Source organism: Pseudomonas haemolytica (assembly GCF_009659625.1).
GTDB classification, from domain to species: domain Bacteria; phylum Pseudomonadota; class Gammaproteobacteria; order Pseudomonadales; family Pseudomonadaceae; genus Aquipseudomonas; species Aquipseudomonas haemolytica.
Genome location: NZ_VOIW01000006.1, coordinates 107164 through 128044, shown reverse-complemented (window position 1 = coordinate 128044; position 20881 = coordinate 107164). Strand labels below are relative to the sequence as shown.

The 20881-nt window shown below is 59.9% G+C and carries 20 protein-coding genes; 12 read left to right on the top strand and 8 right to left on the bottom strand.

The genetic code is table 11. The features are described from left to right. Positions 1-24: 24 nt before the first annotated feature. The gene (locus FRT59_RS19880) at positions 25-972 is read right to left on the bottom strand and encodes a DUF1853 family protein (protein ID WP_153838284.1); all 948 of its coding nucleotides are present in this window, start codon (positions 970-972) and stop codon (positions 25-27) included. A 145-nt stretch (positions 973-1117) separates the two neighbouring features. Here FRT59_RS19880 and FRT59_RS19875 point away from each other — a divergent pair, with 145 nt between their 5' ends. The 8 genes from FRT59_RS19875 (at position 1118) to FRT59_RS19840 (ending at position 9690) form a co-directional block, all read left to right on the top strand. Next, positions 1118-2008 carry an NAD(+) kinase gene (locus FRT59_RS19875; RefSeq protein ID WP_003217892.1) on the top strand — a complete coding sequence of 297 codons (891 nt, stop codon included), beginning with the start codon at positions 1118-1120 and terminating at the stop codon, positions 2006-2008. Further along, the gene (locus FRT59_RS19870) at positions 2005-2979 is read left to right on the top strand and encodes a metallophosphoesterase (protein WP_411828996.1); all 975 of its coding nucleotides are present in this window, start codon (positions 2005-2007) and stop codon (positions 2977-2979) included. The genes FRT59_RS19875 and FRT59_RS19870 overlap by 4 nt, the downstream gene beginning before the upstream one ends. After that, on the top strand, positions 2976-3845 hold the full coding sequence (locus FRT59_RS19865) for a rhomboid family intramembrane serine protease (protein ID WP_153872131.1): 870 nt from the start codon (positions 2976-2978) through the stop codon (positions 3843-3845). Before FRT59_RS19870 ends, FRT59_RS19865 begins: the two co-directional genes overlap by 4 nt. 14 nt (positions 3846-3859) lie before the next feature. Beyond that, positions 3860-4120, top strand: coding sequence for a YeaC family protein (locus FRT59_RS19860; protein ID WP_034119332.1), 261 nt, complete (start codon positions 3860-3862; stop codon positions 4118-4120). Further along, a complete protein-coding gene (locus FRT59_RS19855) occupies positions 4117-4947 on the top strand; it encodes a DUF2797 domain-containing protein (RefSeq protein WP_034119331.1) in 831 nt (276 codons plus the stop codon). Before FRT59_RS19860 ends, FRT59_RS19855 begins: the two co-directional genes overlap by 4 nt. Positions 4948-4960: 13 nt before the next feature. Then, complete coding sequence (gene pepN / locus FRT59_RS19850) at positions 4961-7618, top strand: aminopeptidase N (protein WP_153872130.1); 2658 nt, start codon at positions 4961-4963, stop codon at positions 7616-7618. A 308-nt stretch (positions 7619-7926) separates the two neighbouring features. Further along, positions 7927-9033: a cell division protein ZapE gene (zapE, locus tag FRT59_RS19845; RefSeq protein WP_153872129.1), complete on the top strand. Its 1107-nt coding sequence runs from the start codon at positions 7927-7929 to the stop codon at positions 9031-9033. A 165-nt stretch (positions 9034-9198) separates the two neighbouring features. Next, a complete protein-coding gene (locus FRT59_RS19840; protein ID WP_034119328.1) occupies positions 9199-9690 on the top strand; it encodes a GNAT family N-acetyltransferase in 492 nt (163 codons plus the stop codon). A 101-nt stretch (positions 9691-9791) separates the two neighbouring features. Here the strand turns inward: FRT59_RS19840 and FRT59_RS19835 are convergent, their stop codons facing one another. The 3 genes from FRT59_RS19835 to FRT59_RS19825 all read right to left on the bottom strand — a co-directional run bounded on the left by FRT59_RS19835 (position 9792) and on the right by FRT59_RS19825 (position 12335). Then, positions 9792-10004 carry a hypothetical protein gene (locus FRT59_RS19835; protein ID WP_034119327.1) on the bottom strand — a complete coding sequence of 71 codons (213 nt, stop codon included), beginning with the start codon at positions 10002-10004 and terminating at the stop codon, positions 9792-9794. A 254-nt stretch (positions 10005-10258) separates the two neighbouring features. Further along, positions 10259-12001: a phosphoethanolamine transferase CptA gene (locus FRT59_RS19830; RefSeq protein ID WP_034119326.1), complete on the bottom strand. Its 1743-nt coding sequence runs from the start codon at positions 11999-12001 to the stop codon at positions 10259-10261. Between the two features lie 157 nt (positions 12002-12158). After that, a complete protein-coding gene (locus tag FRT59_RS19825; RefSeq protein WP_153838280.1) occupies positions 12159-12335 on the bottom strand; it encodes a DUF6026 family protein in 177 nt (58 codons plus the stop codon). A gap of 269 nt (positions 12336-12604) precedes the next feature. Here FRT59_RS19825 and gnd point away from each other — a divergent pair, with 269 nt between their 5' ends. Genes gnd through FRT59_RS19810 form a run of 3 tightly spaced genes read left to right on the top strand, consistent with a single transcriptional unit; the run spans position 12605 to position 15929 of the window. Continuing rightward, positions 12605-13588: a phosphogluconate dehydrogenase (NAD(+)-dependent, decarboxylating) gene (gene gnd, locus FRT59_RS19820; RefSeq protein ID WP_153872128.1), complete on the top strand. Its 984-nt coding sequence runs from the start codon at positions 12605-12607 to the stop codon at positions 13586-13588. Then, positions 13585-15108: a glucose-6-phosphate dehydrogenase gene (gene zwf, locus FRT59_RS19815; RefSeq protein WP_034119324.1), complete on the top strand. Its 1524-nt coding sequence runs from the start codon at positions 13585-13587 to the stop codon at positions 15106-15108. The genes gnd and zwf overlap by 4 nt, the downstream gene beginning before the upstream one ends. Next, positions 15105-15929 (top strand): HAD family hydrolase, encoded by an 825-nt coding sequence (locus FRT59_RS19810; protein WP_153872127.1) that lies wholly within the window; start codon positions 15105-15107, stop codon positions 15927-15929. Before zwf ends, FRT59_RS19810 begins: the two co-directional genes overlap by 4 nt. Positions 15930-15995: 66 nt before the next feature. Here the strand turns inward: FRT59_RS19810 and FRT59_RS19805 are convergent, their stop codons facing one another. Next, the gene (locus FRT59_RS19805) at positions 15996-16256 is read right to left on the bottom strand and encodes a hypothetical protein (RefSeq protein ID WP_034119322.1); all 261 of its coding nucleotides are present in this window, start codon (positions 16254-16256) and stop codon (positions 15996-15998) included. Between the two features lie 333 nt (positions 16257-16589). Here FRT59_RS19805 and FRT59_RS19800 point away from each other — a divergent pair, with 333 nt between their 5' ends. Next, the gene (locus tag FRT59_RS19800) at positions 16590-17912 is read left to right on the top strand and encodes a sigma-54 dependent transcriptional regulator (protein ID WP_153872126.1); all 1323 of its coding nucleotides are present in this window, start codon (positions 16590-16592) and stop codon (positions 17910-17912) included. 118 nt (positions 17913-18030) lie between these two features. Here the strand turns inward: FRT59_RS19800 and FRT59_RS19795 are convergent, their stop codons facing one another. From FRT59_RS19795 to FRT59_RS19785, 3 genes are read right to left on the bottom strand one after another with little or no spacing between them, the layout of a single operon-like run. Then, a complete protein-coding gene (locus tag FRT59_RS19795; protein WP_034119320.1) occupies positions 18031-19332 on the bottom strand; it encodes an autotransporter domain-containing protein in 1302 nt (433 codons plus the stop codon). Between the two features lie 50 nt (positions 19333-19382). After that, positions 19383-20126, bottom strand: coding sequence for a hypothetical protein (locus FRT59_RS19790; protein WP_153872125.1), 744 nt, complete (start codon positions 20124-20126; stop codon positions 19383-19385). Positions 20127-20163: 37 nt separating this feature from the next. Continuing rightward, positions 20164-20844, bottom strand: coding sequence for a C39 family peptidase (locus tag FRT59_RS19785; RefSeq protein ID WP_153872124.1), 681 nt, complete (start codon positions 20842-20844; stop codon positions 20164-20166). Positions 20845-20881 lie beyond the last annotated feature (37 nt).

Sequence of the window (20881 nt, the reverse complement as noted above, 5' to 3'; positions counted from 1 at the left end):
GCCCTTATCAACAGTACAAAAGTGTCAGCCCGCCCCAGGCACATTCGGCCAAAGATCCGCCACCAGAAACAGTCTCTCCGCCTCTTCCCAGTCCTCACCGGCCTGCACCATCCGCACCAGCAACTGCGCGGGTGCCATCGGGTCCAGTTGCGCCAGCCAGCCCTGCATCTGCGCGTCACTCCACACCTCATCCGCCGGGTAATGCGCCGGCGCCAGCCAGGCATGGCGGGGCAGGGGTTGCCAGCGGCCGGCTGGGCGGGTGCTGACAAAATCCTGCCAATCACGCTGGTGCAACCAGCGCCCGCGCAAATGCTGCGGATGGGCGCCGAGCGGGGGTTGCGCCGCGCCGGGCCAGGGGTAGAGCAGGTAACCGCCGAGCCACAAATGTGCATCGAACGCTTGGATATCCAGCGCTGCCAAGGCTTCGCGACTTTCGGCCCGCGCCGAAATCGGCAGTTGGTGCTGGGCCAGGTGCGCCAGCTTGCGGTCCAGCCGGTCATGGCACCCAGGGCCGAGCCATTGCGCGGCGTCTTCGCCATCGCCGTCCTGCGGGCCCAGGTAGAGCTTGATCGCCAGTTCCAGGTGGTGCACGCCATCGCGGTCGCGCAGCAGCATGTCCAGCTCGCCCAGGGTATGCCCGGCCCGGCGGATCGGCAGGTTGGCCGCCAGTAACTCCACGCCCGGCGCATGCTGCACGGCAAACTGCCACAAACGTTCGTAGTAGAGGCCCAGGCGCCGCGTGCGCGACAGGCTCAGCCACTGCTGCAAGGCGCTGCTGTCGCGGTCCAGCTGGCGTAGCCAGGCTTCGAGCAGGTGGGGCGCCTGCACCCAGTCACTGCCGGCCAGCGGGTGGCGTTGCGGCCACGGCGTCTGCGCCAGCATCGGCGGGGCGAGCATCACCCACGCCAGGTCGCGCACCTCGGGGTGGCGCAATTGACGGGGCAGGGCGTGCAAGTCAGGGAACACTGTCATGGTCCGAGCATAGCCTTTTCAACCGGGTGAGGGTGCTTGAGAACCATTGTCATCAAGGCTTGGCGGCGACAAAGGATTTTGCCTGAGACGGCCTTTCGCCCATAATCGTTCTTTTTGCCACACCCCAAAACCCCGCAGGAGCCCCATGGAGCAATTTCGCAATATCGGCATTATCGGTCGCCTGGGCAGTACCCAGGTGTTGGACACCGTCCGCCGGCTGAAGAAGTTTCTGCTCGAGCGCCACCTGCATGTGATCCTCGAAGACACCATCGCCGAAATCCTCCCGGGCCATGGCCTGCAAACCTCGTCGCGCAAGATGCTCGGCGAAGTGTGTGACATGGTCATCGTGGTCGGCGGCGATGGCAGCCTGCTCGGTGCCGCCCGGGCGCTGGCGCGGCATAACGTGCCGGTGCTGGGGATCAACCGGGGCAGCCTGGGGTTTCTCACCGATATCCGCCCCGATGAGCTGGAAGTCGAAGTGGCCAAGGTGCTCGATGGCCATTACCTGGTGGAGAACCGCTTCCTGCTGCAAGCCGAAGTGCGTCGCCATGGCGAGGCCATCGGCCAGGGCGACGCCCTCAACGATGTGGTGCTGCACCCGGGCAAGTCCACGCGGATGATCGAGTTCGAGTTGTATATCGACGGCCAGTTCGTGTGCAGTCAGAAGGCCGACGGCCTGATCGTCGCCACGCCCACCGGCTCTACTGCTTACGCGCTGTCGGCGGGTGGCCCGATCATGCATCCCAAGCTCGATGCCATTGTGATCGTGCCGATGTACCCCCATATGTTGTCCAGCCGGCCGATTGTGGTCGATGGCAACAGTGAGCTGAAAATCGTGGTGTCCAAAGACATGCAGATCTACCCGCAAGTCTCCTGCGACGGGCAGAACCATTTCACCTGCGCCCCCGGTGACACCATCACCGTGAGCAAGAAGGCACAGAAGTTGCGCTTGATCCACCCGCTGGATCACAACTACTACGAAGTGTGCCGCACCAAGCTGGGCTGGGGCAGCCGCTTGGGGGGTGGAGGCGACTGATGCTCGATCCCGCGCGTAGCTACGACCTGATTGGTGACGTGCACGGTTGCGCTCATACCCTTGAGCACTTGCTCGACCAATTGGGTTACCACAAGCAGGGCGGCACGTGGCGCCACCCGTCACGCATGGCGGTGTTCCTCGGCGATATCATCGACCGTGGCCCGCGCATCCGCGAGGCGTTGCATATCGTCCACGACATGGCCGAGGCCGGCCAGGCGCTGTGCATCATGGGCAACCACGAGTTCAACGCCCTGGGCTGGTCCACCCCGGCACCGCCCGGCAGTGGCAAGCAGTTCGTGCGCGAGCACAACCCACGGCATGCGCGGTTGATCCACGAGACCCTGACCCAGTTTGAACATCACCCGGCCGACTGGCACGACTTCCTCGGCTGGTTCTACGACATGCCGCTGTTTGTCGATGCCGGGCGTTTCCGCGTGGTGCATGCGTGCTGGGACGAGGGCTTTATCCAGCCGCTGCGCGCGACCTTCCCGGACGGCTGCATCGACCAGCACTTCCTGCAAGCCGCCGCCGTACCGGGCAGTTTCGCCTGCAACGCCTTCGACCGTCTGTTGCGCGGCACCGATATGCGCCTGCCCGACGGCCTTACCCTGACCGGTGGCGATGGCCTGACGCGCTCGTTCTTCCGCACTAAATTCTGGGAAGACGACCCCAAGACCTACGGCGATATCGTGTTCCAGCCCGACGCCTTGCCAGAGCCGGTGGCGCGCACGCCATTGTCTTCCACGGAAAAGAATTCCCTGCTGCGTTATGGCGTCGATGAACCCTTGTTGTTCGTCGGCCACTACTGGCGCAGCGGCAAACCCGCGCCGATCCGCCCGAACCTGGCCTGCCTGGACTACAGCGCAGTGCTGTACGGCAAGTTGGTGGCGTATCGGCTGGACCAGGAAACCCAACTGGATCCGCGTAAATTCGTATGGGTCGACGTTGAGCGGCCCGAGGTTATCAAATGAGTACCGTGGCCGTATTGCGCTTGCCCCTGAGCGTCGACCTGGGCGGTTTTGTCAAACTGCTGCAACGCATGCAAGTGCCCCATCGCGTCAGTGAAGAGGCGGGTGAGCAAGTGTTGTGGGTGCCCGAGAGCATCAGCGACGATGTGCGCGTGTTGTATCAGCGCTTTCCTGCAGGCGACCCGGACCAGCAACTGGATATTCCCGAACAGGCGCCGGTTGCGCGGCCAAGCTTTGTCCAGCAGGTGCGTCACAGTCCGGTCACGGCGCTGGTGCTGCTGGCCAGCCTGATCGTCGGTGCTGTGACATTGCTCGGCGAAAACCTGCAAGCCATGGCCTGGCTGACCTTCCTGCCGTTCCGGGTGCTGGGCGAGTACATCCAGTTCACACCGCTTGCCGACACGTTGGCATCGGGGCAGTGGTGGCGCCTGGTCACGCCGATGCTGATCCACTTCGGCATCCTGCACCTGGCCATGAACGGCATGTGGTACTGGGAACTGGGCCGGCGCATTGAAGCGCGCCAGGGCAGTATCAACCTGCTGGGCCTGACCCTGTTGTTCAGCCTGGTCTCCAACTACGGTCAATACGCCTATGGCGGCCCCGGCCTGTTTGGCGGTTTGTCCGGCGTGCTGTATGGCCTGCTCGGGCATTGCTGGATCTTCCAATTATTGTCGCCCAACCCAGCCTATCGCCTGCCCCGTGGGGTGCTGGTGATGATGCTGGTGTGGTTGTTGCTCTGCCTGTCGGGGCTGGTCTCGATGATCGGCTTCGGCGAAATCGCCAACGCGGCCCACGTGGGCGGCTTGGTCATCGGTTGCTTGACGGGTTTGCTCGGTGGTTTGTACAACCGTCGCAAAGCGTCTATTTGATAAGGAAGAGCCTTATGTCCTCTTTTGCTGAAATGATTGAAAACATCACCCCGGACATCTACGAGAGCCTCAAGCTCGCGGTGGAAATCGGCAAGTGGTCCGATGGCCGCAAGCTCACCGCCGAGCAGCGCGAGCTGTCTTTGCAGGCGGTGATCGCCTGGGAAATCCAGAACTTGCCCGAAGATCAGCGCACCGGCTACATGGGCCCGCAGGAATGCGCCTCCAAGTCGACTCCGGTGCCGAACATCCTGTTCAAGTCGGATGCGATCCATTGATTGAAATTGGTCGCGGTGCAGTCAGCAAAATGTCGGCGCAACTCGGTGAGCCGACCGTTCAATACGCTTTTCGCCTGGGCGATACCGAGGTGCCGGTCAACCCCTTGATCGGCACCCATGTGCGCCTGGAGTACCTGGGGGCCATTCATTGCAGCCATTGCGGGCGCAAGACCAAAACCAGTTTCAGCCAGGGGTATTGCTACCCGTGCATGACCAAGCTGGCCCAGTGCGACCTATGCATCATGAGCCCCGAGCGTTGCCATTACGACGCCGGCACCTGCCGTGACCCGGGCTGGGGCGAAACATTCTGCATGACCGACCATGTGGTGTACCTGGCCAATTCGTCGGGGGTCAAGGTCGGCATCACCCGCGCCACCCAGTTGCCCACCCGTTGGTTGGACCAGGGCGCCAGCCAGGCGCTGCCGATCATGCGTGTCGCCACGCGCCAGCAGTCTGGCTTCGTCGAAGATCTGTTCCGCAGCCAGGTGGCCGACAAGACCAATTGGCGCGCCTTGCTCAAGGGGGACGCGCAGTCCGTGGACCTCAAGCAGGTGCGTGATGACCTGTTCGCTTCCTGTGCCGAAGGCTTGCTGGGTTTGCAGGAGCGCTTTGGCCTGCAAGCCATCCAGACCATTGCCGACATCGAGCCGATTGAAATCCGCTACCCGGTCGAGCAGTATCCGACCAAGATCGTCAGCTTCAACCTGGACAAGAACCCGATTGCCGAAGGCACGCTGCTGGGGATCAAGGGCCAATACCTGATCTTCGACACCGGCGTTATCAACATTCGTAAATACACGGCTTACCAGCTCGCCGTGCATCAGTAGAAGGATCCCACGCATGCGCACCGAACAACCGAAGATGATCTACCTTAAGGACTATCAGGCGCCGGACTACCTGATCGACGAGACGCACCTGACCTTCGAGTTGTTCGAGGACCACAGCCTGGTCCACGCGCAGTTGGTGATGCGCCGCAACCCTGAGCGCGGCGCCGGCCTGCCGCCGCTGGTGCTCGATGGCCAGCAGCTTGAGCTGTTGAGCGTGAACCTGGCCGACCAGGAACTGACGGACGCTGACTACCAGTTGACCGACAGCCACCTGACACTGCAGCCAAAAAGTGAGACGTTCACCCTCGACACCACGGTCAAGATCCACCCGGAAACCAACACCGCCCTGGAAGGCTTGTATAAATCCAGCGGCATGTTTTGCACCCAGTGCGAGGCCGAAGGCTTTCGCAAGATCACTTATTACCTCGACCGCCCGGACGTGATGAGCGTCTTCACCACCACGGTGATCGCCGAGCAACACAGCTACCCGGTGCTGCTCTCCAACGGTAACCCGATTGCCAGCGGCCCCGGTGAAGACGGCCGTCACTGGGCGACCTGGGAAGACCCGTTCAAGAAACCGGCCTATCTGTTTGCCTTGGTGGCCGGTGACCTGTGGTGCGTCGAAGACAGCTTCACCACCATGACCCATCGTGAAGTAGCGCTGCGCATCTACGTCGAACCGGAAAACATCGACAAGTGCCAGCACGCCATGACCAGCCTGAAAAAATCCATGCGCTGGGATGAAGAAACCTACGGCCGTGAGTACGACCTCGACATCTTCATGATCGTGGCGGTCAACGACTTCAACATGGGCGCCATGGAGAACAAGGGCCTCAACATCTTCAACTCCAGCGCCGTGCTGGCCCGCGCCGAAACTGCCACCGACGCCGCTCACCAGCGTGTCGAGGCCATCGTCGCCCACGAGTACTTCCACAACTGGTCGGGCAACCGCGTGACCTGCCGCGACTGGTTCCAGCTGTCGCTCAAGGAAGGCTTCACCGTGTTCCGTGACTCCGGCTTCTCCGCCGACATGAATTCGGCCACGGTCAAGCGCATCCAGGACGTTGCGTACCTGCGTACCCACCAGTTCGCTGAAGACGCAGGCCCCATGGCCCACGCGGTACGCCCGGACAGCTTTATCGAGATTTCCAACTTCTACACCCTGACCGTGTACGAAAAAGGCTCGGAAGTGGTCGGTATGATCCACACCTTGCTCGGCGCCGAAGGCTTCCGCAAAGGCAGCGACCTGTACTTTGAACGCCATGACGGCCAGGCCGTGACCTGCGATGACTTCATCAAGGCCATGGAAGATGCCAACGGCGCCGACCTCAGCCAGTTCAAACGCTGGTACAGCCAGGCCGGTACGCCGCGTCTGGCGGTCAGTGAGTCCTACGACGCCGCGGCCAGGACCTACAGCCTGACCTTCCGCCAGAGCTGCCCGGCAACCCCGGACAAGGTCGAAAAACTGCCGTTCGTGATTCCGGTGGCACTGGGCTTGCTGGACGGGCAGGGCGCGGGTATCGCCTTGCGCCTGGCCGGTGAAGCGAGCGCTGGCGGCACATCCCGGGTGATCTCGGTGACTGAAGCCGAGCAGACGTTTACCTTCGTCGATGTTGCCGAAAAGCCCTTGCCTTCGTTGCTGCGTGGCTTCTCGGCGCCGGTGAAACTGAGCTTCCCTTACAACCGCGACCAACTGATGTTCCTGATGCAGCACGACAGTGACGGGTTCAACCGTTGGGACGCTGGCCAGCAACTGTCGGTGCAAGTGCTGCAGGAGCTGATCGGCCAGCATCAGGCGGGCCAGCCGCTGAAGCTGGATCAACGCCTGATCGACGCGCTGCGCTCGGTATTGAGCGACGAAAGCCTGGATCAGGCCATGGTCGCGGAAATGCTTTCGCTGCCGAGTGAAGCCTACCTGACCGAAATCAGCGAAGTGGCGGATGTGGACGCCATCCACGCCGCCCGCGAGTTTGCCCGCAAGCAACTGGCCGACAACCTGTTCGAAGGGCTGTGGCTGCGTTACCAGGCCAACCGTGACCTGTCCAAGCAAACGCCCTACGTCGCAGAAGCCGAGCACTTTGCCCGTCGCGCCTTGCAGAATATTGCGCTGTCCTACCTGATGCTCAGCGGCAAGCCCGAAGTGTTGGCGGCCACCCTGGATCAGTTTGATACCAGCGACAACATGACCGAACGCCTGACCGCCCTGGCGGTGCTGGTGAACTCGCCGTTCGAGGCGGAAAAAGCCCAGGCGTTGGCGGTGTTTGCCGAGAATTTCAAGGACAACCCGTTGGTCATGGACCAGTGGTTCAGCGTACAGGCAGGCAGCACGTTGCCGGGCGGGCTGGCACGGGTCAAGGCGTTGATGGAGCATCCGGCGTTTACCATCAAGAACCCGAACAAGGTGCGCGCATTGGTTGGCGCGTTTGCCGGGCAGAACCTGGTCAACTTCCATGCGGCGGATGGCTCAGGTTATCGCTTCCTGGCGGACCTGGTGATCCAGCTCAATACCCTGAACCCGCAGATCGCCTCACGCCAACTGGCGCCGCTGACGCGCTGGCGCAAGTACGATGGTGCGCGCCAGGCGCTGATGAAAGCGGAACTGGAGCGCATTCGGGCGTGTGGTGAGCTGTCCAGCGATGTGTTTGAGGTGGTTAGCAAGAGCCTGGCGTAAGTTGGGGGGACCGCCGACGGCTATTGCGCGGGTGGTCTTCAATCCAAATGTGGGAGGGGGCTTGCTCCCGATAGCGGTGTATCAGTCAATGTACTGGTTGGCTGAACCACTGCTATCGGGAGTAAGCCCCCTCCCACATTCCTGACATTTCCTGTCAGGAGCCTCTGCTAAGCTGCTGCACCTCTAACCCAGTTCTGGTGATATCAACCTGTCGCACATCACACGCCTATTAACGTTGCTCCAGGTCCTGTGGGGCAAAAACGAAGATTTCACGGCTGGATATCTGTGTGTAAGTCATACTGGCAAGCATGACTTTCGACTCGCCCCTCGCCGCTTATCAACACGCCATCGCCCAGCAAGGGTTCGTCCCCGACGATGCCCAGCGCCAGGCAGTGCAAGCCCTGCAAGCCTGCCACGAAGCCTTGCACCAAGGCCGTTCGGCGATTACCGGGGTTTACCTGTGGGGGCCGGTGGGCCGTGGTAAAACCTGGCTGATGGACCAGTTCTATCAAAGCCTGCGCGTGCCCGCGCGGCGTCAGCATTTTCATCACTTCATGGGGTGGGTGCATCAACGCTCGTTCCAGCTCACGGGCACCCAGGATCCCTTGCAGGCGTTGGCCCGGGAACTGAGCCAGGACGTGCGCGTGTTGTGCTTTGATGAGCTGTTTGTGAATGACATCGGTGACGCGATCATCCTCGGCCGCTTGTTCCAGGTGATGTTCGAGGAAGGCGTGGTGATGGTGTGCACCTCCAATCAACCGCCTGAACAGCTATACGCCGGTGGTTTCAATCGCGAGCGTTTCCTGCCGGGCATCGATGCGCTCGAGCAGCATATGCAGGTGGTGGCGGTGGACGGTGGCGAAGACCATCGCTTGCATCCGGGTGTGGGCATGCAGCGCTACTGGGTTAATCAACCGGATGCGCTGGCTGCGGTGTTCAAGAACTTGAGCCAAGGGCAACGCGTAAGCAGCGGGGTGGTGAGCGTAGGTTACCGTTCCATTGTCGCGGTGCAGGCCAGTGCCACGGTGCTCTGGTGTCGTTATGCCGAATTGTGCGAGCAACCCCTGGCGGCAATGGATTTCATGCTGCTGTGTGATCGGTTTGAGGCCATCCTGCTCGAAGACGTCCCCAACCTCAGTGCACAACGGCGCCCCGGGCGGATTGCCCGCGGCACCGAGGACGGTGCTGAGCGTGTGGCGGCGGGAGATCGCGATTTGCCGGAACTGTCGGTGCACGATGACAGCGTGCGGCGCTTTATTGCGCTGGTGGACGAATGCTACGACCGCAAGGTGCCGCTCTTTATCGAAGCCAGGGTGCCCTTGGAGAGCCTGTACACTGAAGGCTACCTGGAGTTTCCTTTCCGTCGCACCCTCAGCCGCTTGCGAGAGATGCAACTGCAACGCTTCGCCGTCTAGGAAGAATCGCCGTTCCGGGGCCGTTTGCGCGTTTTGATGCCTGCAACCTTCGCGCTTTCTGTCGGGCATTTGTAGTTAATCTCCTTCATCTGCTGCCGACTCCGCGCTTACAATCGCAGCTCTCAAAGGGAAACGAATCCCTGGTTGTCGTTATCGAGGAAGGAAATGGACACCCCAGACATCCTGGTGCTGCAAGCCAGCTACACCAACGTGGTGCACGCCGAAGCCATCGGCCTGTTGCTCAATCATTATGCTGAAGATCCGATGGGCGGCGGCCACACCTTGCCCGCCGATCTCTTGCAGCAACTGCCTGCCGAGCTGGCCAAGCGGCCCCATGCATTCAGCGTGCTGGCGTTTGTCGGCGGCGAGCCAGCGGGGTTGGTCAACTGTTTTGAAGGTTTCTCGACCTTTGCTTGCCGCCCGCTGGTCAACGTCCACGACGTGGTGGTGATGGCTCAGTTTCGTGGCTTCGGCTTGAGTCAGAAAATGCTGCAAAAGGTCGAGGAAATTGCTCGGCAGCGCGGCTGCTGCAAGATCACCCTGGAAGTGCTTGAAGGCAATGAACTGGCGCAATCGGCATACCGCAAGTTTGGATTTGACGATGCAGTGTTTGATCCGGCCCATGGGCGTATGTTGTTCTGGAATAAGCCACTGTAATAAATAACCGACGAAAAAAAGGCGCCATTACATGGCGCCCAATAAACCTTTGCCAACGGAGCAGGATGGCAAGGGGTGGTGCGGATTAAATAAAGATTAAATCAACTGTTTGGTTGTTCCTTATCGACGGTGTCGACCTTCAATGTCTTTCCGTCGGCAGAGGCAGTTCGCTGTTCAGCCGCGCCATGGGTTTCTTTCTGAATGAAGCTGAAGTTGTTGTAGAACTCCTTCGATCGCTCTGAGCCGCCCTCTGCAAAGGCGGCGGCGGAGGTCAGGGTCATCAGGCTGGCAAGCATCAACGTCGAGAGTTTCATTGCGGTATTCCCATTAAGAGTGATAGGTGTCTGGCCGTTCCTTGATCAGAATCATGGAGCGACTATGGCGCTATCTTATTAAGTGGGAATTAACTGAAAGTGCCGGCAAAGTTAACGGTTTTGTTAACTTTGCCGGAAAGGGTTATAGCTTCCACCCAGTGCAAAGGTGCTGGAGCGTACCCTCCCGGTGAGGGAGGGTATGGTTCAAATACGAGAGGGCTGGGCGAACTATATTCCCGTAACAAAACCCAGGATTACTTGAGCACCACTTCGCTGCCATCGGCCTTCTTTGGCTTGATCAGGCTGAAGTCGATCAGCGCCTTCTGCTTGGTCTCATAAGGGTTGCCGATCAACAACGGGCGTGGCTTGAAGCTGTCGCTGACCAGGCTCTTGCTGTGGTCCAGCTCGTCAAAGCTCAAGCCGGCCATGTCAGCCCAGGTGTGGATCAGTTGCGAGCTGCTGTAAGGCCGTTGCAGGTCGCCGGCAAAGCTCCAGTCGTGGCTTTCGCGCCATTTGGGTGAGGCGTAGGCCATGAACGGGATGGTGTACATCGGCGCGGTCGGCTTGCCTTCGTTGCGGCCAAGGGTGTCGTGGCCGACCGAGTCGAACACGTCTTCGCCGTGGTCCGAGAGGTACAGCAGGAAGCCGTTGGGGTCGGTCTTGGCGTAGTCCTTGATCAGGCTGGAGACCACGAAGTCGTTGTACAGCACGGCGTTGTCATAGCTGTTGTAGGTCGGCAACTGCGCATCGCTGACGCCCGCAGGAACGCCCTGGCGGTCGGTGAACTTGTCGAAGGTCGGCGGGTAACGGTACTGGTAGCTCATGTGGGTGCCCAGCAGGTGCACCACGATGAACTTGCGTTCGGCAGTATCGGCCAGGGCCTTGGAAAACGGTGCCAGCACATCGCCGTCGTATTGGCGAGCGTTCTGGTTGCGGTTGTTGTTCAGGTACACCTGTTCGTCGGCCTGTTCGGAAAAGGTCGTGAGCATGGTGTTGCGCTTGGTCATGGTCTGCTGGTTGGTGATCCAGAAGGTCTTGTAGCCGGCCTGTTTCATCACGCTGACAATCGACGGCGTCTTGAGGTACAGGTCAGGGTTTTCTTCGTCAGCAAAGGTCAGCACCTGTTGCAGCGCTTCAATGGTGTAGGGGCGCGGGGTGATGACGTTATCGAATACCGCCAATTGGTCGCGCAGCTTATCCAGTTCCGGCGTGGTGTTGCGCGGGTAGCCGTAGAGGCTCATGCGCTGGCGGTTGGTGGACTCGCCGATGACCAGCACTAACGTGGACGGTTGGCCGGCCATGCTGTCCTTGAGGTTTTTCAAGGGCGGGATCTGGCTGGCACTGGTCAACATGCCTTGCATATTGTCGAGTTGCTCGGTGTAGCGGCGGTAGGCAACGATCATCTGCCAAGGTACGGCAGGTTCGATGCGGGTTTCGAAACGGTCGATGGCCAATTCCATGGTTTCACTGGTGGCGATCTGCTTGACCAGCGGATACCCCACAACCGCCAATACAATAGCGACTGCTGCGACGATCGACTGGCCGCGAGGCAGGTACACCGGACGCAGGCGCGTCCAGAGGAAGACGGCGAAGGCGGTGTGGGCAATGAAGGCCAGCACGATCCACCAGGCAAAATATTGGGTCGCGTATTCGCCGGCTTCAGAAATGTTCGATTCGAACATGATGAAGATGACGCTCTGAGAGAATTCCTGCTGGTAAATGAAGAAGTAACCCAGGCTCGCCATGGAGCAGGCCCACAGCACCACGCCGATCAAGGCGGCAAGCAGGCGCGTACGGCGCGGGAACAGCAACATGGGCGCCAGCCACAGCGCACTCATGAAGAAGGCTTGGCGGAAACCACTGAAGCCAGACGTGCCGGTCAGTTGGATAAGAAGTTGGGTGATACCCGAGAAATACCAGAAAAACAGGAATAGCCAACCAAGGCCGGCCCAATCAAAGCCTTTCGCAGTCGTCGTGCTGCGTTTGAACATCGCCATCCAGCGCCCCATCAGAGAATGATTGTCGCGCACAGGCGCGCGACATCGGGCCGCTCAGGAAGTGAGCGGCATCGCGGAACGGGAGTATCAGGAGGGGAGTGTGAAAACTTTGTGAGTTTTCTGTAGGTATTACCTTACCAGGCGCTCAGGCGCGGTTTCAGCAGAGGGCTGGCTTGCTATCCGCGGGCTGGTCAAGCCGGGCTTGAAGGTATGAGCGCAGACGCAGGACTTCCTGTTGCAACTGATCGCGCTCGTCTTTCAACTGGCGCAGTTCATCGCGACGGAGGGTGACGTAGAGGGTCTGTGGCGGGCGGGTCATCTGTGTTGTGCTCATTGCTTACCTCGCAAATAGCCGGTAGATCGCGGCATCGGAACCCTTGAATCGCGGTTCTCGTCACCAGTCGGGAGCAAGTTTGAATTCTTTTTGCGGGCAAGGGAACTTTTTTATTTTTGGTGGTCGTGTGACTTTTTGCGGGCTGATGGTGAAACGATGGCAATTTTTTTGTCATGAAACTACACGGATCCGCTCTGGACTAACCCTCATTAGCCTCATTGCGCTATAAACTATGTCACACATTTTTTAGTAGTTAGGAGCATCAGCACATGCAACTGGGGATTATCGGACTAGGCCGCATGGGCGGTAACATTGCGCGGCGCCTGATGCTCAATGGGCATACCACCGTTGTATACGACCGTAACGAAGCCTTCGTCAAAGGCTTGAGCGAGGAGGGCGCTACCGGCGTCGCCGACTTGAAAGCCCTGGTGGCCGGCCTGCAAAAGCCCCGCGCCGTCTGGGTCATGTTGCCGGCAGGCGCGCCTACCGAAGACACCATCAATGCGCTCAGCGAACTGCTGGAAGACGGCGATGTGATCATCGACGGCGGCAACACCAACTATAAGGACGACGTGCGTCGCAGCAAGGCCCTGGCGGAAAAGGGCCTGCACTACGTCGACGTCGGCACTTCGGGTGGCGTCTGGGGGCTGGAGCGTGGCTACTGCATGATGATCGGTGGCGATGTCGAGACCGTGCAGCGCCTGGACCCGATCTTCAAGAGCCTGGCGCCGGGCCTGGGCAACATTCCGCGCACCAAGGACCGTTCGGCCTCTGCCGACCCGCGTGCCGAGCATGGCTACATTCATGCCGGCCCTGCGGGTTCGGGGCACTTCGTCAAGATGATCCACAACGGCATCGAGTACGGGATGATGCAGGCGTTTGCCGAAGGTTTTGACATCCTCAAGACCAAGAACTCGGAAAACCTGCCAGAAGACCAGCGCTTTGACCTCAACGTTGCCGATATCGCCGAAGTCTGGCGCCGTGGCAGCGTGGTGTCGTCCTGGCTGCTGGACCTGACCGCCGATGCCCTGGCCACCGACCCGAAACTCGACGGTTACTCCGGCTCCGTAGCCGACAGTGGTGAAGGCCGCTGGACCATTGAAGCGGCGATGGAGCAGGCGGTGCCGGTGCCGGTGTTGTCGACTTCGCTGTTCGCGCGTTTCCGTTCCCGCCAGCAGAGCACCTACGGTGACAAAATGCTGTCTGCCATGCGCTTCGGCTTTGGCGGCCATGTGGAGACTTCCAAAAAATGACCGCTACCGGCAAGAAACCCAAGGCCGAACCTGCACCACCGACTACCCTGTTTCTGTTTGGCGCCCATGGCGACCTGGTCAAGCGCCTGCTCATGCCGGCGCTGTACAACCTGAGCCGTGATGGCCTGCTGGGCGATGGCCTGCGTATTGTGGGCGTTGATCACAACGCCATCAGTGACGCGGACTTCGCCAAGAAGCTTGAGGACTTCATTCGTACCGAGGCCGCCAACAAGGTCAGGGGTAGCGCTGAAAATGCCCTCGACCCTGCGCTGTGGGCGCAATTGGCCAAGGGCATCAGCTACGTTGAGGGCGATTTCCTCGACGACAGCACCTATGCCGATATCGCGCATAAGATTGCCGACAGCGGCACCGGCAACGCAGTGTTCTACCTGGCGACCGCACCGCGCTTCTTCAGTGAAGTGGTGCAGCGCCTGGGCAGTGCCGGGTTGCTGAATGAGACGGACGAGGGCTTTCGCCGCGTGGTCATCGAGAAGCCGTTTGGCTCCGACCTGGCCACCGCCGAGGCGCTGAACGCCTGCCTGCTCAAGGTGATGAGCGAGAAGCAGATCTATCGCATCGACCATTACCTGGGCAAGGAAACGGTGCAGAACATCCTGATCAGTCGTTTCTCCAACGTGCTGTTCGAAGCGTTCTGGAACAACCACTACATCGACCATGTGCAAATCACCGCGGCTGAAACGGTCGGCGTGGAAACCCGGGGCAATTTCTTCGAGAAGACCGGCACGCTACGGGACATGGTGCCCAACCACCTGTTCCAGTTGCTGGCGATGGTCGCCATGGAGCCGCCGGCAGCCTTTGGCGCCGACGCAGTGCGCGGCGAGAAGGCCAAGGTGGTCGGTGCGATCCGCCCCTGGTCCCTGGAAGATGCCCGGGCCAATTCGGTTCGCGGCCAGTACACCGCGGGCGAAATCGCTGGCAAGTCGCTGCCCGGCTACCGCGAAGAAGCCAACGTCGCGCCCGACAGCAGCACTGAGACCTTCGTCGCCCTCAAGGTGATGATCGATAACTGGCGCTGGGTCGGTGTGCCGTTCTATCTGCGTACCGGCAAGCGCATGAGCATTCGCGACACTGAGATCGTGATTTGCTTCAAGCACGCGCCCTATGCGCAGTTCCGCGATACCGAGGTCGATGAACTCAAGCCAACCTACCTGAAAATCCAGATCCAGCCGAACGAAGGCATGTGGTTCGACCTGCTGGCCAAGAAGCCTGGGCCGACCCTGGAGATGGCCAATATCGAGTTGGGCTTTGACTACAAGGATTTCTTCGAGATGCAACCGTCGACGGGGTACGAAACCCTGATCTACGACTGCATGACCGGTGACCAGACCTTGTTCCAGCGTGCCGACAACATCGAGAACGGCTGGCGTGCCGTGCAGCCGTTCCTCGATGCCTGGAAGGAAGATGACGGTATCCAGGCCTACAAGGCCGGTGAAGATGGCCCGGCGGCGGCCGACGCGCTGCTGGCCCGTGATGGCCGCACCTGGCACAGCCTCGGATGAGTGACGCGACGATACATCCCATCCGATTTGTCCTCAGTGATGTGGACGGGACCTTATTGCATCCCGACCACAGCCTCAGCCAGCGCACCGCCGATGCGATTCGTGCAATGCGTGAGGCCGGGGTGCTTTTCAGCCTGGCCAGCGGGCGTCCGCCCAAGGCCATGCGGCATCTGATCGAGACGTTTGGCATCGATGTGCCAGTGGCCGGGTTCAATGGCGGCACGTTGGTCAACCCGGATGGCAGCATCCTGGTTGCTCACCATCTGCCGGCGGAGGCGGCACTGGTCACCCTGGCGCTGTTTTCGGCTGAGCCGGACGTGGAAGTCTGGGTGTTTGCCGATGGCGACTGGCTACGCCGTGATCCGCCGGGGCCTATGGTGCAGCGCGAAGCCGATGGCTTGGGCTATGGACCGGTGGTGGTGGAGAGTTTCGAGCCTTACCTGGATCGCGTCGACAAGATCGTCGCCGCCAGTAACAACACGCAGTTGTTGGTGGAACTGGAGGCGCAATTGCAGCCGAAGGTAAAAGGGTTGGCTCAGGTGTCGCGTTCGCAGCCGGTGTACCTGGACGTGACCGCGATGCTGGCCAACAAAGGCGAAGCCCTGAGAACCCTGGCCGAGCACCTTGGTGTGCCGCTGGAGCAGACGGCCGCTATCGGTGATGGCGGCAATGATCCGGCGATGTTTCATGTGGCGGGATTATCGATTGCGATGGGGCAGGCGGAAGAAACCGTCAAGCGCCAGGCCAGTGTGGTTACTGGCAGTAATATCGAGGACGGCGCTGCGCAGGCGTTCGAGCGGTTTATTCTCGCGGAACGTTAAACTCGGAAGTTTCACCGCACAACTCCCAGTCCGTGTTTCGCACGGGCTGGAAGTTGCTGTATTGAATTACTTCGGCATTGCCCAGTGCTGCAACTGATAGCCATCTTTGTCGAGTTCGGCGCGGGCCTGCAACAACAGGTCTTCAAGTTGAGCTGGATCGGTATAGGTCGTCGATGACAGCTGTTTGCTACCGATACGGGTATTGGTACGGTCGATGACACTCAGGCTCAGGGCGCCATTGCCATCGTGCCAGGCCACGCACTGGAAGGGCTGGAAAGCACGGTCTGCAATCAAAAGAGCTTCGTTGATGCGCAGCGGAGCGTTCATTTGGGTCTTCTCTCTGTATGCCCATTCAAGTGAGTACCGGCGGTTGGGCGGACCGTGCGGTGGGTTACTTGTACTGATGCACGATGGTGGGGTGCGGGTCACATGCTAGAGCAAGAATTTTTAACTTTCCCTGATTAACGTCATGTAAGCGGCTGTTTTGAAAGCTGAATGAAAGTTTCGACGGCCGACAACTTGTCCAGCTACATGGCTTTTTGCCCGCACTTATAGCGAAATAGTACAAGACCGGCGTCAAGATCTTGCTAGGGTTAGCTTCAGGCACCACAAACTGTTGTTTCTAAATAACTTTAATAATCTTGGCGCCAAGGAACAGTCATGCTTGTGACACCCGTCCAACGCCGCTTGCTGGTGGTCGACCCCTGTGACGACTGTCATGGGTTATTGCCCGGCTTACGCACCGCCGGTTGGGAAGTGGACAGCTGTGCATTGGAGGCGGTGGGTGATCGCTCCTGCGATGTGGGCCTGCTGCGCTTGCAGCCCTACCATCTGGGGCGCCCTGAAGCGGTAAAAGAGTTAATTGGCCGCAGTGGTACCGAGTGGATTGCCGTCCTTAGCCAGGATGTACTGCGCCTGCAGAACGTCGGTGATTTTGTCTGCGAATGGTTCTTCGACTTCCACACCTTGCCGTTCGACGTGTCCCGGGTCCAGGTGACCATCGGGCGTGCGTTTGGCATGGCGCGCCTGCGTGGCAAGGGCCACGCCCCGGTGGATGAGCCCCACGAATTGTTGGGCGACAGTCGCCCCATCCGCGAACTGCGCAAATTATTGGGCAAGTTGGCGCCTACGGAGTCGCCCGTATTAATCCGTGGCGACAGCGGTACCGGCAAAGAGTTGGTGGCCAAGACGTTGCACCGCCAATCCCAACGGCATGCCAAGCCGTTTGTTGCGATCAATTGTGGCGCCATCCCTGAACATCTGATCCAGTCCGTACTGTTCGGCCACGAAAAAGGTGCGTTCACGGGTGCTCATCAGCGCAAGGTAGGGCGCATCGAAGCCGCGAACGGCGGCACTTTGTTCCTGGATGAAATCGGTGATTTACCGATGGAACTGCAAGCCAACCTGTTGCGTTTCCTACAGGAAAAGCACATCGAACGCGTTGGCGGCAGCCAGCCGATACCAGTGGATGTGCGGGTGTTGGCGGCGACCCATGTCGACTTGGAAACTGCAGTGGAGAAGGGCGCCTTTCGCGAAGACCTGTATTACCGCCTGAATGTCCTGCAAGTGGTCACTGCGCCCTTGCGCGAGCGTCATGGCGACGTGGCAATGCTGGCCAACCATTTTTCGCGCTTCTACAGCCAGGAAACAGGTCGCCGCCCGCGCAGTTTCAGTGAAGAGGCGCTGGTGGCGATGGGGCAACATCCGTGGCCGGGCAATGTGCGTGAACTGGCCAACCGCGTACGCCGTGGCCTGGTGTTGGCTGAGGGGCGCCAGATCGAAGCCGTTGATCTGGGGTTGCAAGGCCAACCGGCAATCTCGCCGCCGATGGCTACACTGGAAGACTACAAGCACCGCGCCGAGCGCGAGGCGCTATGCGATGTGCTCAACCGGCACAGCGACAACCTGAGTGTCGCGGCCCGTGTGCTGGGGATTTCCCGGCCGACGTTCTACCGGTTGCTGCACAAACACCAGATCCGCTAGGGCGGGTAGTGGCAGGGGGCTTGCCGCCGATGAGGGAGTGTCAGTAAACACACCTGTGACTGACCCACCGCCATCGGGGGCAAGCCCCCTCCCACACTTACAAGTGTTCGCATTTCAATCAGAAGTAATACGGGAATTTCAGGCTGAACGTAAAGTCCGGCGCATCATCGGTCATGCCGATCGCCAGGTTCGGCACGATAGTCAGGTTATCCGATGCGGCAATCGTCATGCCCACGTTGAAATAGCCCGCGTTGGCATCGCTGGAGATCACCGATTGCCAGTCGCGGCCTTCTGGCTTGAGCTTGCTCTTGCGTTGCACCAGGTCGGAAACCGAGAACGACATGCTCATCTTCTCATTCAGGGCAAACGCTACGCCGACACCGAACTGGAAGCTGTCGCCCAGCCGCACTTTACCAGCGGTCTTTTGATTGATATCGCTGCTGATGTCATCAAACGAGTCTTCAAAGTTGTGGGTATACGACAGCGAACCAAACAGCACCGCCGGGTCGAAGGTCTTGACCAGGGAAATGCCCGGTGTGACCGACCATACCCCATTGCCCGTGGGCAGGCTTTCCGGCAAGTACAGGTTGTCGTTGTTGGGTTGCCTGACCAGCTTGATACCGAAGGGCTCTTTACCCGTAGGTGCCTTGACCCGTACAGACACCACCGCATCGGGTAACGTCGGTGTTTCGTCGAGGAACTTGTAGGCCACCCCAAAGTTGACATCGCCGATGGTCGGGTCGCGGGTCACGGAGCCTTCCGAGGTGGCGGTGGCATCGTTGCCGGCGCCGGCCGACTGGTAGGTTGAGTCGCGATAGACCACCGGTACGTTCAGGTCGAACTGCCAGCGGTTATCGACGTTGTAGCGTCCGGTCAGGTCCAGGGTCCAGCTATCGGACTTGATCCGGTCCAGGTTGATGTTGCCGAGGAAGATTGAGTCCAGCGCCAGGAAACCATTAAGGGTCAATTGGCGCGCGTCATAACGGGCATAGGTGATGCCGGTTTCAACGCTGAACTTGCCATTGCCGAAGAAGCCACTGGCCTCGTTGTACAGGTTGCTCACACTTTGCGCAGGGGCGGAGTCGTCCTTGAGGGATTGGCCGTAGGAACTGCCGCCACCGCCGGCGCCACCGGATGCCGCCGCAGCGCCGGTACCTGCGACGGTGGTGCCGCCGTTCTTGAAGTCGGCGGGGGACTTGGCCAGGCGTTTGGGCGCGGGCGTTGCCGGTTGATCTTCCACCTGGCGCACGCGTTGCTCCAGCACGGCCAAGGCTTTTTGTTGCACGTCATAGCGTTGCTTGAGTTCCAGCAGTTCCTTCTTCAGGGTTTCGATATCGGCATCTGGCGCGGCATACAGCAGGGATGCGGGCAAGAGCGTACTTAAACAAACCACCGCACGTAGCGATAACGATCGATGCATGAAATAAGCCGTCCTTTTCTAATGCGAAAGTGTCGAAGGGTCAGCGTAGTTCAATAACCGAGTGTGCGTAGGCCTTTGAGCTGATCCAAGTTGCAGTTCAACGCGGCGTTGTTCAAGCCGTTATTGTTCATCACAACGTTGATCTGAGTGATATTTCTGACAAGGTTGGTATTGCCGGTCAGCACCGTACCTTGCAGCACGTTGCCGCCGCCGATCTGTTGCAGGCTATTGCCTTGGTTGTGGTTAGCCTGGATCGCCATCTGCACGCCGCCGTTGTTGGCCGATACGCTCACACGGCCCGCCGCGCTGTCGCCGGTCACGGTGCCGCCAGCCATCAGCACATGCCCGGACTGAACGTTATTAGCGGGGGCAACGCCATTCTCGACGTTGATGCCGACGTTGTTGTAGGCGGTGTTGCCATCGCCGGCCGTGCGCACGCTTTGAGTCACGCCCTGGCCGCTGCCGAGGCCGGCACCACCGACCACATTGCCGGTGCCAGTGTTTGGCGGCGTGCCGGTGCCTGTCGAGCCGGTGGTTTGCACATAGAATTGCGGAGTGATGGTGGTCTTGTCGATCTGCATGTTGGCGGTGCCGGTGATGCTGTCACCGACCGCATTGGTCCAGGTGCTGCTCATGACAATGCCGAAGCTGATGATACGTCCCGGCATTACATACCGGCCGCGCAGCTCGGCCATCTCCGAATCCTTGAGTTCGATGGGCTTGAACCCCGATGAGGCATAAGCGGGCATTGAGGCTGCCAGACACAATGCCGTCAGCCAACGGGAAGTGTTCATCTGCTGCTCCTGGGGCGTCCTGCCCCTTATTGCGCTTCTAGAAGAAGTCGCTCTGGATAAAACCGAAATCCATCAGCTCGGCATCGCCTACGGGCCTGAACTCATTCATCTGGCTCTTGGCGGTCAGCGGCATGGGCGGGTCGAGCAAGACGTTGGTCTTGTCGTAACCTTCACCCAGTACGGCGAACACAATGCCATTCCAACCTTTGACAAAATCGTCACGCGAGTAGCGCTTGTGGCCCAGCACGGGGTCGCCGATATACACCCAGTCCTTGTCGGCCCGCTGCAGCACCACGAAGTGCTTGTAGCCACGGATCTCCAGCAGCACCACCACAGGGATTTTCACGGTCACCAGGGTGTCTGGCGCGATCTTGTAGCCCCGGGCACGCATGCCGATGCTTTCGAGGTAGCGCTTCATGTCCAGCATGGAAAAGCCCTGGGTTCGTACCAGGTCCTGATCGGCAGTGACCAGCATGCCTTTGATGAGGTGTTCTTCGTCGACGTCCAGCCAATAGGCCTGGCGCAGGATAGTGGCGAGTGCCGCAGCACCGCAGCTGAAATCGGTTTTCTGTTCCACCAGGTTGGCGAACCGGCGCTCACGAATACTCTCGACCTTCTTGAAGATCACCGCACCGCCGGGCATGGCGGAGATCGCCATGGTGCCTGCCCAGGTCGTGCCGGTGAGCAACATCAAGAGGGTGAGGGTCGCGAGGCGCATGATCGAATGACCTGTTGGACACTGGAATAAAAAAGGG